A 13,987-nucleotide genomic window follows, 5' to 3' on the forward strand; every position below is an offset into this window, starting at 1 on the left:
GGGCCGTCCCCCTCGGCCGGCCGGTATCGGGGGTGCCGCGGAGGGTCAGGCTCCGGCGGCGATCGTGGCGAGGCGGCGGGCCTCGTCGCGGGTGGCACGGGCGATGGCGTCCTCGTCCGCTGTGATCAGGTGGTTGTCCTCGACGACCGGCCTGCCGTTGACCAGGGAGAGCGTGACGGGGGCCGCCGCGCCGAAGACGAGCGCGGTCACCGGGTCGGCGATGGAGGCGTGGGCGAGAGTGTCGAGCTTCCAGAGCACCAGGTCGGCGAGCTTGCCGGGCTCCAGGGAGCCGATCTGGTCGGCGCGGCCGAGCACCTGGGCGCCACCGTACGTTCCCAGGCGCAGTGCCTGGCGCGCGTTCAGCGCCTTCTCCCGGTGGGCGCCGAGACGGTTGATGAGCAGGGCGTTGCGCAGCTCGGTGTGGAGCTCGCCGGACTCGTTGGAGGCGGTGCCGTCGACGCCGAGGCCGACCGGGACGCCGGCCGCGAGCATGTCGGGGACGCGGGCGATGCCCGCGGCGAGCCGGGCGTTGGACGAGGGGCAGTGCGCGACGCCGGTTCCGGTGCGGGCGAAGGCGGCGATGTCGGAGTCGTTCATGTGGACGCAGTGCGCCATCCACACGTCCTCGCCTAGCCAGCCGGTGGACTCGAAGTAATCGGTCGGCCCCATCCCGAACAGCTCGTGGCAGAACTTCTCCTCCTCCACGGTCTCCGAGCCATGGGTGTGCATGCGCACCCCCTTGCGGCGGGCCAGTTCGGCGCCCTGGCGCAGCAGTTCGGTGGAGATGGAGAACGGTGAGCAGGGTGCGGCCGCGACCTGGGTCATCGCGTCGAACGAGGCGTCGTGGTGCGCGTCGATGGTCGCCTCGGTGCCGGCCAGTGCGCCTTCGAGGGTCTCCACGGCGAAGTCCGGCGGCAGCCCGCCGTCCTTGACGCTGCGGTCCATGGACCCGCGGGCGAGGGTGAACCGTACGCCCATGTCACGGGCGGCCCCGATGATGGCGCCGGACAGGTCGCCGGACCCCTGCGGGTAGACGTAGTGGTGGTCCATGGCGGTGGTGACGCCGCCGCGGGCCATCATGGCGAGCGAGCCCTGGGCGGCGGCGCGGACCATCGGCTCGTCGATGCGCGCCCAGGTGGGGTAGAGGGCGACCAGCCAGTCGAACAGGTTGTGGTCGGTGGCCAGCCCCCTGGTGATCCACTGGTAGAAGTGGTGGTGCGTGTTGATCAGGCCGGGGGTGACCAGATGTCCGGTGCCGTCGATGCGGCGTACGACGTTCGCCGCACCCTCGGGTGCCCGGCCGGCGCCGACCGATTCGATGCGGTTGCCCGCGACGACGACATGGCCCGAGGCGTACTCGGTGTCGTCGGCGTCGACGGTCGCGATCGAACAGTTCTCGATGACGATGCGTTCCACATGCTCAGGGGCTGCCGATGCTGCCATGGTGCTTCCTTCTCTTTCCGGCGGTGCGGGCACGGCAGGACCCTAGGAGGATTTGAGTGCCACGGCCCGGCGGCCGTGGGTGCCGAGATGGTGGAAGAACAGGTTGAGCAGGACCGCGACGAGCGCTCCGGCGCTGATGCCGGAGCCCAGGACGGTCTGCGCCCAGGACGGGAATCCGGCGTAGAAGCCGGGCGCGGCGAGCGGGATGATGCCCGCGCCGAGTGCCACGGCGACCAGGATGATGTTGGAGCTGTCGTCGAGTCCGGCCTCGGAGAGGGTACGGATGCCGCTCACCGCGATCGAGCCGAACAGTACGATGCCGGCTCCGCCGAGGACGGGCATCGGCACCGTGGAGACCACCGCGCCGAGCACCGGGAAGACACCGAGGACCAGCAGCGCGCCTCCGGCCGCGGCGACGACGTAGCGGCTGCGGACCCTGGTCAGCGAGACGACGCCGACGTTCTGGGCGAAGGCGGAGGTGGGGAAGCCGCCGAAGACGGGGCCGAGGAGGGTGGCGATGCCGTCGGTGCGCAGGCCCCGGGTGATGGTCCTGCCGTCGGTCTCACGGTCGCAGATCTCGCCGATGGCGAGCATTCCGGCGCTGGACTCCGTCATCAGGACGAGCGTCACCAGGCAGAGCGAGATGATCGCGGCGGGCTGGAACTCGGGGGCGCCGAACGCGAAGGGCGTCGGCAGCGCGGCGACGGGGGCCGATCGGAGCGTTCCGAAGTCCGCCATGCCGAACGGGATCGCGGCCAGGGTTCCGATCAACAGGCCGAGCAGCAGGGCGACTTGCCTGACGAAGCCGCGGCCGAAGCGCTGGATCAGCAGGATGACGAGGAGTGTGAAGGCGGCGAGTGCCAGGTACTTCATGTCTCCGAAGTCGGCGGCGGTCCTGTCGCCGCCCTGTGCCCAGGCGACCGGGACGGGCATCAGGGTCACCCCGATGAGGGTGATGACGACGCCCGTGACCAGCGGCGGGAAGAAGCGCAGGAGCCTGCCGAAGAACGGTCCGACGGCGAGACAGAAGACACCGGCGACCATCACCGCGCCGTAGATCGCCGGGAGTTGGTCGCCCGTGGCGTTGGTCTCGGCGATGGCGAGCATCGGCGCGATACCGGCCGAGGAGGCGGCGTTGACGAAGGGCAGCCGGTTGCCGACGAAGCCCTTGACCCCGAGGGTCTGCAGGAGGGTGGCCACACCGGCGATGAGCAGACTGGCGGCGATGAGCCGGGTCTGTCCCGCGGTGTCGAGGCGGACGGCCTGGCCGATGATGAGCGGGGGCGTGACCACTCCCGCGTACATGGCGGCGATGTGCTGGAGCGCGGCGGGGACGAGCCGCGAGGGGTGGAGCTTCTGGTCGACCGGGTGGACCTCGGGTCCTTCCGGCCGGGTGGAACACGGGCCTTCTGCCGGCCCTTTTGCAGGCGTTGCCATGGCTGGTTGTTCCCTCCGGTGTGGCGCATCCCCGCCGGCTGCGGGCGGCGGGGATGCGCGCCCCGCGTCAGAGGTTGGTCATGTCGACCGGGATGTGCGGCTCGCAGCCGTCGCGCAGGATGGTGGCCTCGATCAGGCCGTAGGGTCGGTCGGCGGCGTAGTACACGGCGCCGTCCTTGGCTTCGTTCTCCAGCCCGAAGGCGGAGAGGTCCTGCCGGAAGTGGTGCTTGTTGGGGGCGGAGAAGCGGATCTCGTCGATCTCGCTGCGGCTGTTGATGACCCGCGAACCCATCTGGTACAGCGTCTGCTGGAGCGAGAGCGAGTACGTCTCCACGAACGCCTGGAGGATGTGCTTCCTGGCCTGCTCGTAGGACTTCTCCCACTGCGGCATGCGCTGCTCGTCGGAGGTCCAGTTGTGCCGCCACCACGTCGACAGGGATGTGGCGAGGATGCGGTCGTAGTCCTCCTGGAGCGTCGTGTACTTGTCCTTGATGTAGCCCCAGAACTCGGAGTTCGTGGAGTTCATCACGGTCAGGTCCTTGAGCCCGGACAGGACTTCGAACTTCGCCCCCCCGTCACCTCCGGCGGAGTACGTGATCTGCGCGAGGCGGGTCTCCTGGCCCTTGCGTACGAAGGAGTGCTTGACCTCGTCGGCGCCGATGAACCTGGAGTTGCCGTCGGAGCCGGCGATGCGCTCCCAGGCGTACTCCTCGATGCGGATGCGCGCGCGGTGGATCGAGGGCTGGCTGTCCACGAAGTGCCGGGCGAGGTGGATGCCGTACTGCTCGGCCGACTCGATGCCGTATTCCTTGGCGAACGCGAAGCAGGTGTTCTTCGTGGTGTCCGTCGGAAGGCAGTTGGCGTTCGAACCGTTGTAGTGGACGTCGTCCAGGTCGCCGGAGAGGGCGACGGAGACGTTCAGGTCCTTGATGTGGTGGGTGTCGCCGTCCCTGGTGATCTTGACGACGCGGTTCTCTGCTTTGCCGTACTGGTTCTGGCCGAGAATCGTGGGCATGTCTGCTAGCTCCCTCGGTAAACGGAGTAGCCGAACGGGTTGAGCAGCAGCGGTACGTGGTAGTGCTCGCCCGGGACGACGGCGAAGGTGATCGCCACTTCCGGGAAGAAGGCACCGCTGTCCCTTACGCGGGGGGCGTCCTGCTGCGCCTCGGCTTGCTTCTTGGCTGCGAAGTACGCCTCGGTCTCGAAGTCGAGACGTACATGGGTGGTGCCCTCCGGCAGCGCCGGCAGGTCCTTGCATCGCCCGTCCGCGTCGGTCGCGGATCCGCCGAGCGCCGCCCACGGTGCGCCGCTGCCGCTGCGGGCGGCGAGCGTGACGGCGACGGCCGCCGCGGGGCGGCCGATGCTGGTGTCCAGGATGTGGGTGGACACCGATGCGGTGGTGTCGGTGCTCAAGACCGTCACTCTCCTTCGGTTACGAGACGGGTCAGCCGGATGCGGTTGATCTTGCCCAGCTCGGTGCGCACATTCCCGCGCTCCTGCTCGGGCGAGTTCCCGATCCGGGACTTCACCGCGTCGCGCATCTGCTCACCGGTGGCTCCGGTGGCGCAGATCAGGAAGACATGTCCGAACCGCTCCTGGTAGGCCAGGTTCAGTTCGAGCATCTCGGCCTTGAGTTCCTCGGTGGCGCCGGCCATTCCGCGCTGTTCGCGGGAGGAGGCCGGGTCTCCGGGCTTCGGGCGGCCGATCGGCGGGTGACCGGCCATCGCGTCCGCCAGATCCTGGGTGGTCAGTGCGGCCGTGGCGGCGTCACTGGCGCTCAGGAGGGCTTCGGCGGTGGCGTACGGGCGTCGGGAGAGGATCTCTCTGCCCCATGCCGCGCTGGCGCACACCTCGTGCAGTGCGGTGGTGGCCTCGTCGTCCGCCAGGGTGTTGAACCGGGCGAGGCCCGGCGTGGTGCTCGAAGTCACGGGAGCCTCCGTGGCTGTTTTCGCTGTGCGTTTTTCGCTTCGCGTCGGTCGGGCTGCGGATAGCTAACGCCCTCCACAACACCACGTCAACACTTTGTTGAAATTACGCGAATGTAAAAAGCCGTCGCCCGGTACTCCGGACGACGGCCCTCCGCGACCTTGCACGGCCTTCGCTCACCTACCGCCTCAACTACTCGCCTTTGGCGGCATTTTCCCTGTTCAGGTAGTTGTAGACGGTGAAGCGGCTGACCCCGAGCGCGCCCGCCACCGTCTCCACGCCGTGCCGTACGGAGAAGGCACCACGTGCCTCCAGGGCCCGCACCACCGACTGCTTGGTGCGGCGGTCCAGCTCGGCGAGCGGCATACCGTGCCGGCGTTCCATGGCGGCCAGGATGTGATCGAGCGACTCGGAGAGCTGGGGCAGCCGGACGGCTATGACGTCCTCGCCCTCCCAGGCCAGTACGACATCGTCGGGCTGGGCCTGCTCGGGCCCGAGCAGCTCGGCGCCCATGGCGTCGACGAGCGGTTTGACCGCGGTGACGAGCGGGTGGTCGGCCGGTTCGGTCACTGGGAGTCCTCCCCGACCACATTCACCTGGAGGGACACCCGGGTGGCACCCGATGCCAGGGCGCGGCGCAGCAGCGAGTCCACCGCGGTGAGCACTTCGTCCGCACCGCCCTCCGCCGTGTTGCCGAAGGGTCCGACGTCCACGGCGTCCAGGTCGGCCGACTGGATGACCTCGCGGGCCACGACCGCGTGGGCGGGCGCCTCGTCGAGATCGAAGGGCTCGGTGGTGAACTCCACTCTCAAGCGCACTGTGCCTCCCTCATGCGTTCGCCGCGTCGCTGTGAAGCCTGCGGCTCGCGCCCGACCCTAACGGACCTGCGCCGGGGCCGTGGGGAGATCGATCCGCCCTCAGTGACCGGCCGGGCGCACGCCCGCGTACGGCAGTACGCAGACGGCGACCGGGGCGGCGAACGCCGCACCCGTGCGGGTCAGGCCGCCGTCGCGGGAGCCGACCCGGAAGACCGTCACCGTGCTGGACCTCTGGTTGGCCGCGAAGAGCAGTTTCCCGTCGGGCGAGAAGGCGATCTGCCGGGGGAAGTCGCCGCCGACGGGCACGGTGCCGAGCAGCCGGAGCACGGCCCCGTCGTCCTCGACGGCGTAGCGCGTGAGGCTGTTGTGCCCCCGGTTGGCGAGGTAGGCGAACCGGCCGTCGCCGGTGACCAGGAACTGCGCGGGGTAGCTCGTGCCCGGCCCGGTCCCGGTGGGCTGCGGGGCGCCCGGCGAGAGGGTGCCGGTGGCCGGGTCGTAGCCGCAGACGACCGCGGTGTTGTCGACCTCGCAGGCCAGGTAGGCGTGGCGGCCGCCGGGGTGGAACGTGAGGTGCCGGGGTCCGGCGCCGGGGCGCAGCGCCGCGTGGGAGACCTGGTCCAGGGTGCCGCGCCGCTCGTCCAGCCGGTACGTGTACACGGTGTCGTTGCCGAGGTCGACGGCGAGGACGTGGCCGCCGTCGGGGGTGGTGATGATCTGGTGGGCGTGCGGCCCGTCCTGGCCGGGGCCGGGCGGCGGCGCGGTGTGGGCGACCAGGTCCGTGCGCTCCCCCAGCGAGCCGTCGTCCCGGACGGGGTGCACCGCGACGCTGCCCGAGGTGTAGTTCGCGCTGAGCAGCCACTTCCCCGTGGGGTGGACGGACAGATGGGTGGGCCCGGCCCCGCCCGTACCGCGCGTGCCCAGCACCCGGTGGCCGCCGTCCGGCGACAGGGCCACGGCACTTACGCCGCCCTCTTCCTGTTCGTCGACCGCGTAGACGGTGCTGCCCGAGGGGTGCATGGCCAGGTACGAAGGGTTGTCGACGCCCGCGATCACCGGGCCGGCGGTGATCGCCCCGGTGGTGGCGTCGTAGCCGGCCGTCCCGATCCCGGTGCCGCCGCCCTCGGCCGAGGTGTACGTGCCGATCAGCAGGCGCGGGGTGGTGCGCGGGCGCGGGCCGACCGCGGCGGCGGGATCCGGCGCGGGGAGCGGGGAGCGGGGCGGCGCGGGAGCCGCCGACAGGGCCGCGCCCGCGAGGAGCGCTCCGAGGACGGCGCGCCGGCTGGTGGCGTGGTTCATGCGAGACACCTCGTGTGGGGTCGGCTGCATCGGTCGCACCAGCAACCCTGACGCGGCGCGAGCCCCGTCGGCAACCGGCGCAATTGGGGGTCCACCTTGCGCAACCCGCACGAAGTCACCGGGCCCGAATTCCGGGCACCCCCTTGACAGCTTCCACAGCTCCGGGCAATCTTCCGTTACGTAGAAACTAACTTCCGCAATACGGAAGGAGCGCCGAACCCTCATGGGCTACCCGGACCAGCGCTTCGATGTGAACCTTTCGATCCTCTTCACGGAACTCCCGCTCCTGGAGCGCCCCGCGGCCGCCGCCGCGGCCGGCTTCACGGCGGTCGAGCTGTGGTGGCCCTGGATCGAGACCCCCACTCCGCCGCAGGCCGAGCTCGACGCCCTCAAGAAGGCGCTCGACGACGCGGGCACGCAGTTGGTGGGACTGAACTTCTACGCCGGACAGCTGCCCGGCCCCGACCGCGGCGCGCTCTCCGTGCCCGGCACGGAGTCGGACCGCTTCCGCGCCAATATCGACGTGGCGGCCGGCTTCGCCGCCTCGGTCGGCTGCAAGGCGCTCAACGCGCTGTACGGCAACCGCGTCGACGGCGTGGACCCGGCGGTGCAGGACGAACTCGCCCTGGAGAACCTGGTGACCGCCGCCCGCGCGGCCGACCGGATCGGGGCGGTACTCCTGATCGAGACCCTCAACGAGCCGGAGTCGCCGCGCTACCCACTGGTGAGCGCGCCGGCCGGGATCGAGATCGTCGACAAGGTCAACGCGGCGACCGGCCTCGGGAACGCGAAGTTCCTGCTGGACCTGTACCACCTGTCGATGAACGGCGAGGACCTGAGCCGGGTCATCACGGCGTACGCCGGCAGGACCGGCCACGTCCAGATCGCCGACAACCCGGGGCGCGGCGCGCCCGGCACCGGCTCGCTCCCGCTGGAGCAGCTCCTCGACGAGCTGACGAAGGCCGGTTACGACGGCTGGGTCGGCCTGGAGTACAAGCCGGGCGACCGGCCGAGCGCCGAGGCCTTCGAGTGGCTCCCGGCCACCGCGCGGGCCGCCCGCTGAGGGCGGCGGACTCCCCCTCGTACACACGCTTATCGGAAGGCACCCTCATGAGCAACAACCTCCCCAAGGTTGCGTGGATCGGCCTCGGCATCATGGGCTCCCCCATGTCCGAGAACCTGATCAAGGCCGGGTACGACGTCACCGGTCACACCCTGGAGCAGGCGAAGATCGACCGGCTGGTCGCGGCCGGCGGCACCGGCGCGAGTTCGGTCGCCGAGGCGGTCCGGGACGCCGATGTCGTCATCACGATGGTGCCCGCCTCCCCGCAGGTCGAGGCCATCGCCTACGGCCCCGACGGCATCCTGGAGAACGCCAGGCGCGGAGCGCTGCTGATCGACATGTCGTCGATCACCCCGCAGACCTCCGTGGACCTCGCGAAGAACGCGAAGGACAAGGGGATCCGGGTGCTCGACGCCCCGGTCTCCGGCGGTGAGGCCGGTGCCGTCGAGGCGGTGCTGTCGATCATGGTCGGCGGCGGGCAGAGCGACTTCGACGAGGCCCAGCCGATCCTGCGCGCGCTCGGCAGGACCATCGTGCTGTGCGGTCCGCACGGCTCCGGCCAGACGGTGAAGGCCGCCAACCAGCTGATCGTCGCGGTGAACATCCAGGCCTGCGCCGAGGCCGTCGTCTTCCTGGAGAAGTCCGGCGTCGACCTCGCCGCCGCACTGGACGTGCTGGGCGGCGGACTGGCCGGCTCGACCGTCCTGACCCGCAAGAAGGACAACTTCCTGAAGCGGGACTTCGCACCGGGCTTCCGGATCGACCTGCACCACAAGGACATGGGCATCGTCACGGACGCCGCCCGCAATGTCGGTGCCGCGCTGCCCGTCGGTGCCGTGGTCGCCCAGCTCGTCGCCTCGCTGCGCGCCCAGGGCGACGGCGGCCTGGACCACTCGGCGCTGCTGCGCTCGGTCGAGCGCCTGTCGGGTCAGCCCGTCCAGGCCTGACCGGGCCGGCACACCAGAGACTTCCGGACGGCGCCGGCGCTGACACCTGTCCTGTCGCGCCCAGGCGTCGGGGCCGTCCGGAACACCAGCCACCAAATTCAACAAACTGTTGACGTCGGGTTCGGGGCGTACTTACGCTCCTGGAGCCCCGAGCCGTCGCAGTTCAGCAGCTCCCGTACGGAAGGTCGCCCCGACACCATGACGCAGCGTGTGCTTACGACCGAGTCAGGCGCCCCGGTCGCCGACAACCAGAACTCCGCCACCGCCGGTGTCGGTGGCCCGATCCTCCTCCAGGACCAGCACCTGCTGGAGAAGCTGGCCCGTTTCAACCGGGAGCGCATCCCGGAGCGCGTGGTCCACGCCCGCGGCTCCGGCGCGTACGGCTACTTCGAAGTGACCGACGACGTCACCGGATTCACCCGCGCCGACTTCCTCTCCGCCATCGGCAGGCGCACCGACACGTTCATCCGCTTCTCCACCGTCGCCGACTCGCTGGGCGGCGCGGACGCGGTGCGCGACCCGCGCGGCTTCGCCCTCAAGTTCTATACGGACGAGGGCAATTACGACCTGGTCGGTAACAACACCCCGGTGTTCTTCATCAAGGACCCGGTCAAGTTCCCCGACTTCATCCACTCGCAGAAGCGCGACCCGTTCACGGGCCGTCAGGAGCCGGACAACGTCTGGGACTTCTGGGCCCACGCCCCCGAGGCCACGCACCAGGTCACCTGGCTGATGGGCGACCGGGGCATCCCCGCCTCCTACCGTCACATGAACGGCTACGGCTCGCACACGTACCAGTGGACGAACGCCGAGGGCGAGGCCTTCTTCGTCAAGTACCACTTCAAGACGAACCAGGGCGTGCGGTCCCTCTCCAGCGAGCAGGCCGCCGAACTCGCGGGCAAGGACGGCAGTTCGCACCAGACGGACCTGCTCCAGTCCATCGAGCGCGGGATGAACCCGTCCTGGACGCTGTACGTGCAGGTCATGCCGGCGGCCGAGGCCGCGGGCTACCGCTTCAACCCGTTCGACCTGACCAAGGTGTGGCCGCACAGCGACTACCCGCTCCAGCGGGTGGGCCGGCTGGTGCTGGACCGCAACCCGGACAATGTCTTCGCCGAGGTCGAGCAGGCCGCGTTCTCCCCGAACAACTTCGTGCCCGGCATCGGCCCCTCGCCGGACAAGATGCTCCAGGGCCGGCTGTTCGCCTACGCGGACGCGCACCGCTACCGGCTGGGCGTCAACCACACCCAGCTCCCGGTGAACGCGCCGCGCACCGCCGTCGTCGACAACTACGGCCGCGACGGTCTGCACGCCACCCGCAACGGCTCGCGCCACGACAAGAACTACGAGCCCAACTCGTACGCCGGCCCGGCCCAGACCGACGCGGCACTCTCCGCCCCGCTCGCGATCCACGGCTGGACCGGCACCCACGCGGCGCCCGCCCACACCAAGGACGACGACTTCTTCCAGGCGGGTGAGCTGTACCGGCTCATGTCCGAGGACGAGAAGGGCCGTCTGGTCGCGAACATCGCCGGGGGCCTGTCCCAGGTGACCCGCGACGACGTGATCGAGAAGAACCTCGCCCACTTCCACGCCGCCGACGCCGACTACGGCAAGCGCGTGGAGGAGGCGGTCCGCGCCCTGCGCGAGGACTGAGTCTCCGCCGAGCCCTGCTCGCGCCGCGCACCCGGATGAGGGGTGACGCGCGGTGCGGGCAGGACGAGGTCGCGGCGGTTGTGCGATGCCAGTGCGGTGGTGAGGGCCGGGTGCCTCCTCGTCCTCTGACCTGAAGAGGACGAACCCTCCCGGCCCGATCGCCGCCGCCGCGACCCCTGTCACTTCCCGGTACCGGGGCGTGGCGCACGGATACGGTCCCCGTGCGCCACGCCCTTTCCGTCGTGTCCGGAGCCCGTCACCCGGCCGGCAGGTCGTTCAGCGCCGCCTCCGCCGGGAGGGTGCTCGGGTGCTCCTCGCCCAGCGCGCTCGCCCCGTCGGCCCGTACCGCGCGCATCGTCTCGACGGCGCCGGCCACGTCGCCGAACTGTGCGCCGACCAGGGCCCGTCCGCAGGACGTCGTGATCACCTCGGTGTGGAGGGGGTTGCGACAGCGCGCGAGCCGGTCCCGGTGGAGGTCGTCCGGCTCGGCCGGCGCGGTGGCGGGGTCACCCGGCCCGGCCTTGAGCATGGCCATGTTGTAGCGGGAGATCATCACCGTCGGGTGGTCCGCGCCGTTGACCCGCCGCTGGTCCTCGATCAGCTTCTCGTGCAGGGCAGACGAGCTTGCCGGATAGCTCGGTTCGCAGGTGTGGCGGGCGATGTTCAGCCGCACCGGCAGGGTGTTGGGGTGGTTCTCGCCCCGGATGCGGGTCACGTCCGGAAGCGGCGCGCGGTACGCGTCGAGCGCCTCCTGGCGCCGCCCCGCCTCTCCCAGGAACCTGCGGATGTTCATCCGGCCGAGGACGACCCGAGGGGGGTCCGCGCCGAGGACGGCCGGCCGGTCACGCACCAGCCGGGGTGCGCGGAGACCGGTCCCGGGCAGGGTCCGTACGCCCCGGTCCGGCTGGTCGCTGCCATGCCGGGGCGGCTCGTCCCGGTCGCCCGCTCCGGTTTCGCGGCGCTCAGCAGCACCGGCGTCTCACACCCGGGCCGGGTGGCCGCGTGTCTCGACGACGATTCGGTACGCGATCGGGCTGTCGAGTCGGTGCTGTCCCGGGTGACGGCGGACACCAGGACGGTGATGGCGCACTCGCTCTCGGCACGGTCGTCGCCCACGAGGCCCTGCACCGGCTCGGCCGGCCGCTGCCGCCGCTCGTCACCTTCGGCTCGCCGCCGGGTCTGCGCTCGATCATCAGGGAACGGCTGCGCCCCCAGCCGCTGCGCACCCCGGGCGGGCTCGGGCGCTGGTCGAACGTCGCCGACCGCGACGACCACACCGTCTCCGCCCTCCGGCTCAGGACGCTGTTCCCGGACACCGGCGACGTGCTCGAACGCGCCCACCTGGTGAAGAACGCCAACAGCAATCCCCATACCGCGGTGGAGTACCTCGAACGCCGGGAGACGGTGGCGCCGCTCGCGCAGATGCTCCGACCGCCGCCGGTACGCCGTGTTCCCCCGGCCCGGTCTCTCGGGGCCGGGGGAACAGGAGCCGGTCAGCGGGGCGTCAGGACGCCGCGAGCGGGCGGATCGCGGTCGGCGCGTGGGACGGGTCGGTCGCGATGTCCTCGAACTCGTTGACGGACGCGATGTCCGTACCGCTCATCGCGATGTTCGTCACGCGCTCCAGGATCGCCTCGACGACCACCGGCACCCGGAACTCGGCGGCCAGCTTCTTGGCCTCCTCGAAGGCCGGCAGCAGCCGGTCCGGCTCGGTGACCCGGATGGCCTTGCAGCCCAGACCCTCGACGACCTTGACGTGGTCGACGCCGTACACGCCGAGCTCCGGCGAGTTGAGGTTCTCGAACTCCAGGTTGACCTGGAAGTCGATGTCGAAGTTGCGCTGCGCCTGGCGGATCAGCCCCAGGTAGGAGTTGTTCACCAGGACGTGGACGTACGGGATTCGGTGCTGTGCCCCGACGGCCAGCTCCTCCAGCATGAACTGGAAGTCGTAGTCGCCGGAGAGCGCGACCACGGAGCCGTCCGGGTCGGCCGTGGCGACGCCCAGCGCGGCCGGGATGGTCCAGCCGAGCGGGCCCGCCTGGCCGCAGTTGATCCAGTGGCGCGGCCGGTAGACGTGCAGCATCTGCGCGCCGGCGATCTGGGAGAGGCCGATGGTGGTGACGTACCGGGTCTCGGGGCCGAACGCCCGGTTCATCTCCTCGTACACCCGCTGGGGCTTCAGCGGCACGTTGTCGAAGTGCGTGCGGCGCTGGAGGGCGGCCCTGCGCTCCTGGGTGGAGGCGGCCCACCGCGAGCGGTCCTTGAGCTTTCCGGCCGCCTTCAGTTCGCGCGCCACCTCGACGAACAGCTCCAGCGCCGCCTTGGCGTCGGAGGCGATGCCGAGGTCGGGGGCGAAGATCTTGCCGAGCTGGGTGGGCTCGATGTCGACGTGGACGAACTTCCGGCCCTTGGTGTAGACGTCCAGCTTGCCGGTGTGGCGGTTGGCCCAGCGGTTGCCGATGCCGAGGACGAAGTCGGACTCCAGGAAGTTCGCGTTGCCGTAGCGGTGCGAGGTCTGCAGGCCGACCATGCCCGCGTTCAGCGCGTGGTCGTCGGCGATGATGCCCCAGCCCATCAGGGTCGGGACGACCGGGACGCCGGTCAGCTCGGCGAATTCGACGAGGAGTCCGGACGCGTCGGCGTTGATGATGCCGCCGCCCGCGACGAGCAGCGGGCGCTCGGACTCGTTCAGCAGCTCCAGGGCGCGCTCGATCTGCTTGCGGGTCGCGGCGGGCTTGTGCACCGGCAGCGGCTCGTACAGATCGGGGTCGAACTCGATCTCGGTGAGCTGGACGTCGATGGGCAGGTCGATGAGGACCGGACCGGGACGGCCGCTGCGCATCAGGTGGAAGGCCCGCTGGAAGACGCCGGGGACCTGCGCGGCCTCCAGGACGGTCGTCGCGGCCTTGGTGACGGGCGCGGCGATCGAGGCGATGTCGACCGCCTGGAAGTCCTCCTTGTGGAGCACCGCGGTCGGGGCCTGGCCGGTGATGCAGAGGATCGGGACGGAGTCGGCGATGGCGGAGTAGAGGCCGGTGATCATGTCGGTGCCGGCCGGTCCCGACGTACCGATGCAGACGCCGATGTTGCCCGGGCGTGCCCGGGTGTAGCCCTCCGCCATGTGGGAGGCGCCCTCGACGTGACGGGCCAGCGTGTGATGAACCCCGCCGGAGGCCTTGAGGGCGGCGTAGAAGGGGTTGATCGCCGCGCCCGGCACACCGAACGCGTTGCTGACGCCTTCGCGCTTGAGGATCTCAACTGCCGCTCGGGCAGCGGTCATTCGAGGCATTGAGTGCTCCTGCTCGGACCTGGTGGAGTCGGGCTCTGTCGCGCCACCTGAGAGCACCAATTCCGCATTACGGAAATTTGATTCTGTTATGTGGAAGTCAATCTAAAGCGCG

Annotated in this window: 14 protein-coding genes; 4 read left to right on the forward strand and 10 right to left on the reverse strand. The window is 70.5% G+C overall.

What is annotated here, in order from left to right:
• Window positions 1–45 precede the first annotated feature (45 nt).
• From ACFVH0_RS35195 to ACFVH0_RS35230, 8 genes are all read right to left on the reverse strand, one after another.
• Entirely contained in the window at window positions 46–1,443 is a 1,398-nt protein-coding gene (locus ACFVH0_RS35195; RefSeq protein WP_385826969.1) for an 8-oxoguanine deaminase, read from the reverse strand.
• A gap of 42 nt (window positions 1,444–1,485) precedes the next feature.
• On the reverse strand, window positions 1,486–2,880 hold the full coding sequence (locus ACFVH0_RS35200) for a nucleobase:cation symporter-2 family protein (protein ID WP_385826971.1): 1,395 nt from the start codon (window positions 2,878–2,880) through the stop codon (window positions 1,486–1,488).
• Window positions 2,881–2,947: 67 nt separating this feature from the next.
• Window positions 2,948–3,895: a factor-independent urate hydroxylase gene (gene pucL, locus ACFVH0_RS35205; RefSeq protein ID WP_385826973.1), complete on the reverse strand. Its 948-nt coding sequence runs from the start codon at window positions 3,893–3,895 to the stop codon at window positions 2,948–2,950.
• A 5-nt stretch (window positions 3,896–3,900) separates the two neighbouring features.
• Window positions 3,901–4,293 carry a hydroxyisourate hydrolase gene (gene uraH, locus ACFVH0_RS35210; RefSeq protein WP_259930566.1) on the reverse strand — a complete coding sequence of 131 codons (393 nt, stop codon included), beginning with the start codon at window positions 4,291–4,293 and terminating at the stop codon, window positions 3,901–3,903.
• A 5-nt stretch (window positions 4,294–4,298) separates the two neighbouring features.
• Window positions 4,299–4,808, reverse strand: coding sequence for a 2-oxo-4-hydroxy-4-carboxy-5-ureidoimidazoline decarboxylase (uraD, locus tag ACFVH0_RS35215; protein ID WP_385826975.1), 510 nt, complete (start codon window positions 4,806–4,808; stop codon window positions 4,299–4,301).
• Window positions 4,809–4,998: 190 nt separating this feature from the next.
• Window positions 4,999–5,376: a helix-turn-helix domain-containing protein gene (locus tag ACFVH0_RS35220; RefSeq protein ID WP_385826977.1), complete on the reverse strand. Its 378-nt coding sequence runs from the start codon at window positions 5,374–5,376 to the stop codon at window positions 4,999–5,001.
• The gene (locus ACFVH0_RS35225; RefSeq protein ID WP_266687880.1) at window positions 5,373–5,624 is read right to left on the reverse strand and encodes a hypothetical protein; all 252 of its coding nucleotides are present in this window, start codon (window positions 5,622–5,624) and stop codon (window positions 5,373–5,375) included. The genes ACFVH0_RS35220 and ACFVH0_RS35225 overlap by 4 nt, the downstream gene beginning before the upstream one ends.
• A gap of 99 nt (window positions 5,625–5,723) precedes the next feature.
• Entirely contained in the window at window positions 5,724–6,920 is a 1,197-nt protein-coding gene (locus tag ACFVH0_RS35230; RefSeq protein WP_385826979.1) for a lactonase family protein, read from the reverse strand.
• 223 nt (window positions 6,921–7,143) lie between these two features.
• Here ACFVH0_RS35230 and ACFVH0_RS35235 point away from each other — a divergent pair, with 223 nt between their 5' ends.
• From ACFVH0_RS35235 to ACFVH0_RS35245, 3 genes are all read left to right on the forward strand, one after another.
• Window positions 7,144–7,983, forward strand: coding sequence for a TIM barrel protein (locus ACFVH0_RS35235; protein WP_385826981.1), 840 nt, complete (start codon window positions 7,144–7,146; stop codon window positions 7,981–7,983).
• Window positions 7,984–8,030: 47 nt separating this feature from the next.
• Complete coding sequence (locus tag ACFVH0_RS35240; protein ID WP_385826983.1) at window positions 8,031–8,930, forward strand: 2-hydroxy-3-oxopropionate reductase; 900 nt, start codon at window positions 8,031–8,033, stop codon at window positions 8,928–8,930.
• 198 nt (window positions 8,931–9,128) lie between these two features.
• Window positions 9,129–10,586, forward strand: a complete 1,458-nt coding sequence (locus ACFVH0_RS35245) for a catalase (RefSeq protein ID WP_385826985.1) — start codon at window positions 9,129–9,131, stop codon at window positions 10,584–10,586.
• 256 nt (window positions 10,587–10,842) lie between these two features.
• Here the strand turns inward: ACFVH0_RS35245 and ACFVH0_RS35250 are convergent, their stop codons facing one another.
• Window positions 10,843–11,379, reverse strand: coding sequence for a hypothetical protein (locus ACFVH0_RS35250; RefSeq protein WP_385826987.1), 537 nt, complete (start codon window positions 11,377–11,379; stop codon window positions 10,843–10,845).
• A gap of 209 nt (window positions 11,380–11,588) precedes the next feature.
• On the opposite strand from ACFVH0_RS35250, the gene ACFVH0_RS35255 reads away from it, so the two are divergent.
• Window positions 11,589–12,164 carry a hypothetical protein gene (locus tag ACFVH0_RS35255; protein WP_385826989.1) on the forward strand — a complete coding sequence of 192 codons (576 nt, stop codon included), beginning with the start codon at window positions 11,589–11,591 and terminating at the stop codon, window positions 12,162–12,164.
• Here ACFVH0_RS35255 and gcl read toward each other — a convergent pair.
• Window positions 12,091–13,866, reverse strand: coding sequence for a glyoxylate carboligase (gcl, locus tag ACFVH0_RS35260; RefSeq protein WP_385826991.1), 1,776 nt, complete (start codon window positions 13,864–13,866; stop codon window positions 12,091–12,093). The two genes, ACFVH0_RS35255 and gcl, sit on opposite strands and share 74 nt — an antisense overlap.
• Window positions 13,867–13,987: the final 121 nt, after the last annotated feature.

Origin of the sequence: Streptomyces sp. NPDC127117 (genome assembly GCF_042677325.1) — a bacterium.
Taxonomy (GTDB): domain Bacteria; phylum Actinomycetota; class Actinomycetes; order Streptomycetales; family Streptomycetaceae; genus Streptomyces.

Excerpts from the sequence above, each read along its gene's own strand:
- ACFVH0_RS35250 (WP_385826987.1), bottom strand. The coding sequence starts at position 11,379 with ATGAACATCCGCAGGTTCCTGGGAGAGGCGGGGCGGCGCCAGGAGGCG.
- ACFVH0_RS35195 (WP_385826969.1), bottom strand. The coding sequence starts at position 1,443 with ATGGCAGCATCGGCAGCCCCTGAGCATGTGGAACGCATCGTCATCGAG.
- ACFVH0_RS35245 (WP_385826985.1), top strand. The coding sequence starts at position 9,129 with ATGACGCAGCGTGTGCTTACGACCGAGTCAGGCGCCCCGGTCGCCGAC.
- ACFVH0_RS35230 (WP_385826979.1), bottom strand. The coding sequence starts at position 6,920 with ATGAACCACGCCACCAGCCGGCGCGCCGTCCTCGGAGCGCTCCTCGCG.
- ACFVH0_RS35240 (WP_385826983.1), top strand. The coding sequence starts at position 8,031 with ATGAGCAACAACCTCCCCAAGGTTGCGTGGATCGGCCTCGGCATCATG.
- gcl (WP_385826991.1), bottom strand. The coding sequence starts at position 13,866 with ATGACCGCTGCCCGAGCGGCAGTTGAGATCCTCAAGCGCGAAGGCGTC.
- ACFVH0_RS35235 (WP_385826981.1), top strand. The coding sequence starts at position 7,144 with ATGGGCTACCCGGACCAGCGCTTCGATGTGAACCTTTCGATCCTCTTC.
- ACFVH0_RS35200 (WP_385826971.1), bottom strand. The coding sequence starts at position 2,880 with ATGGCAACGCCTGCAAAAGGGCCGGCAGAAGGCCCGTGTTCCACCCGG.
- pucL (WP_385826973.1), bottom strand. The coding sequence starts at position 3,895 with ATGCCCACGATTCTCGGCCAGAACCAGTACGGCAAAGCAGAGAACCGC.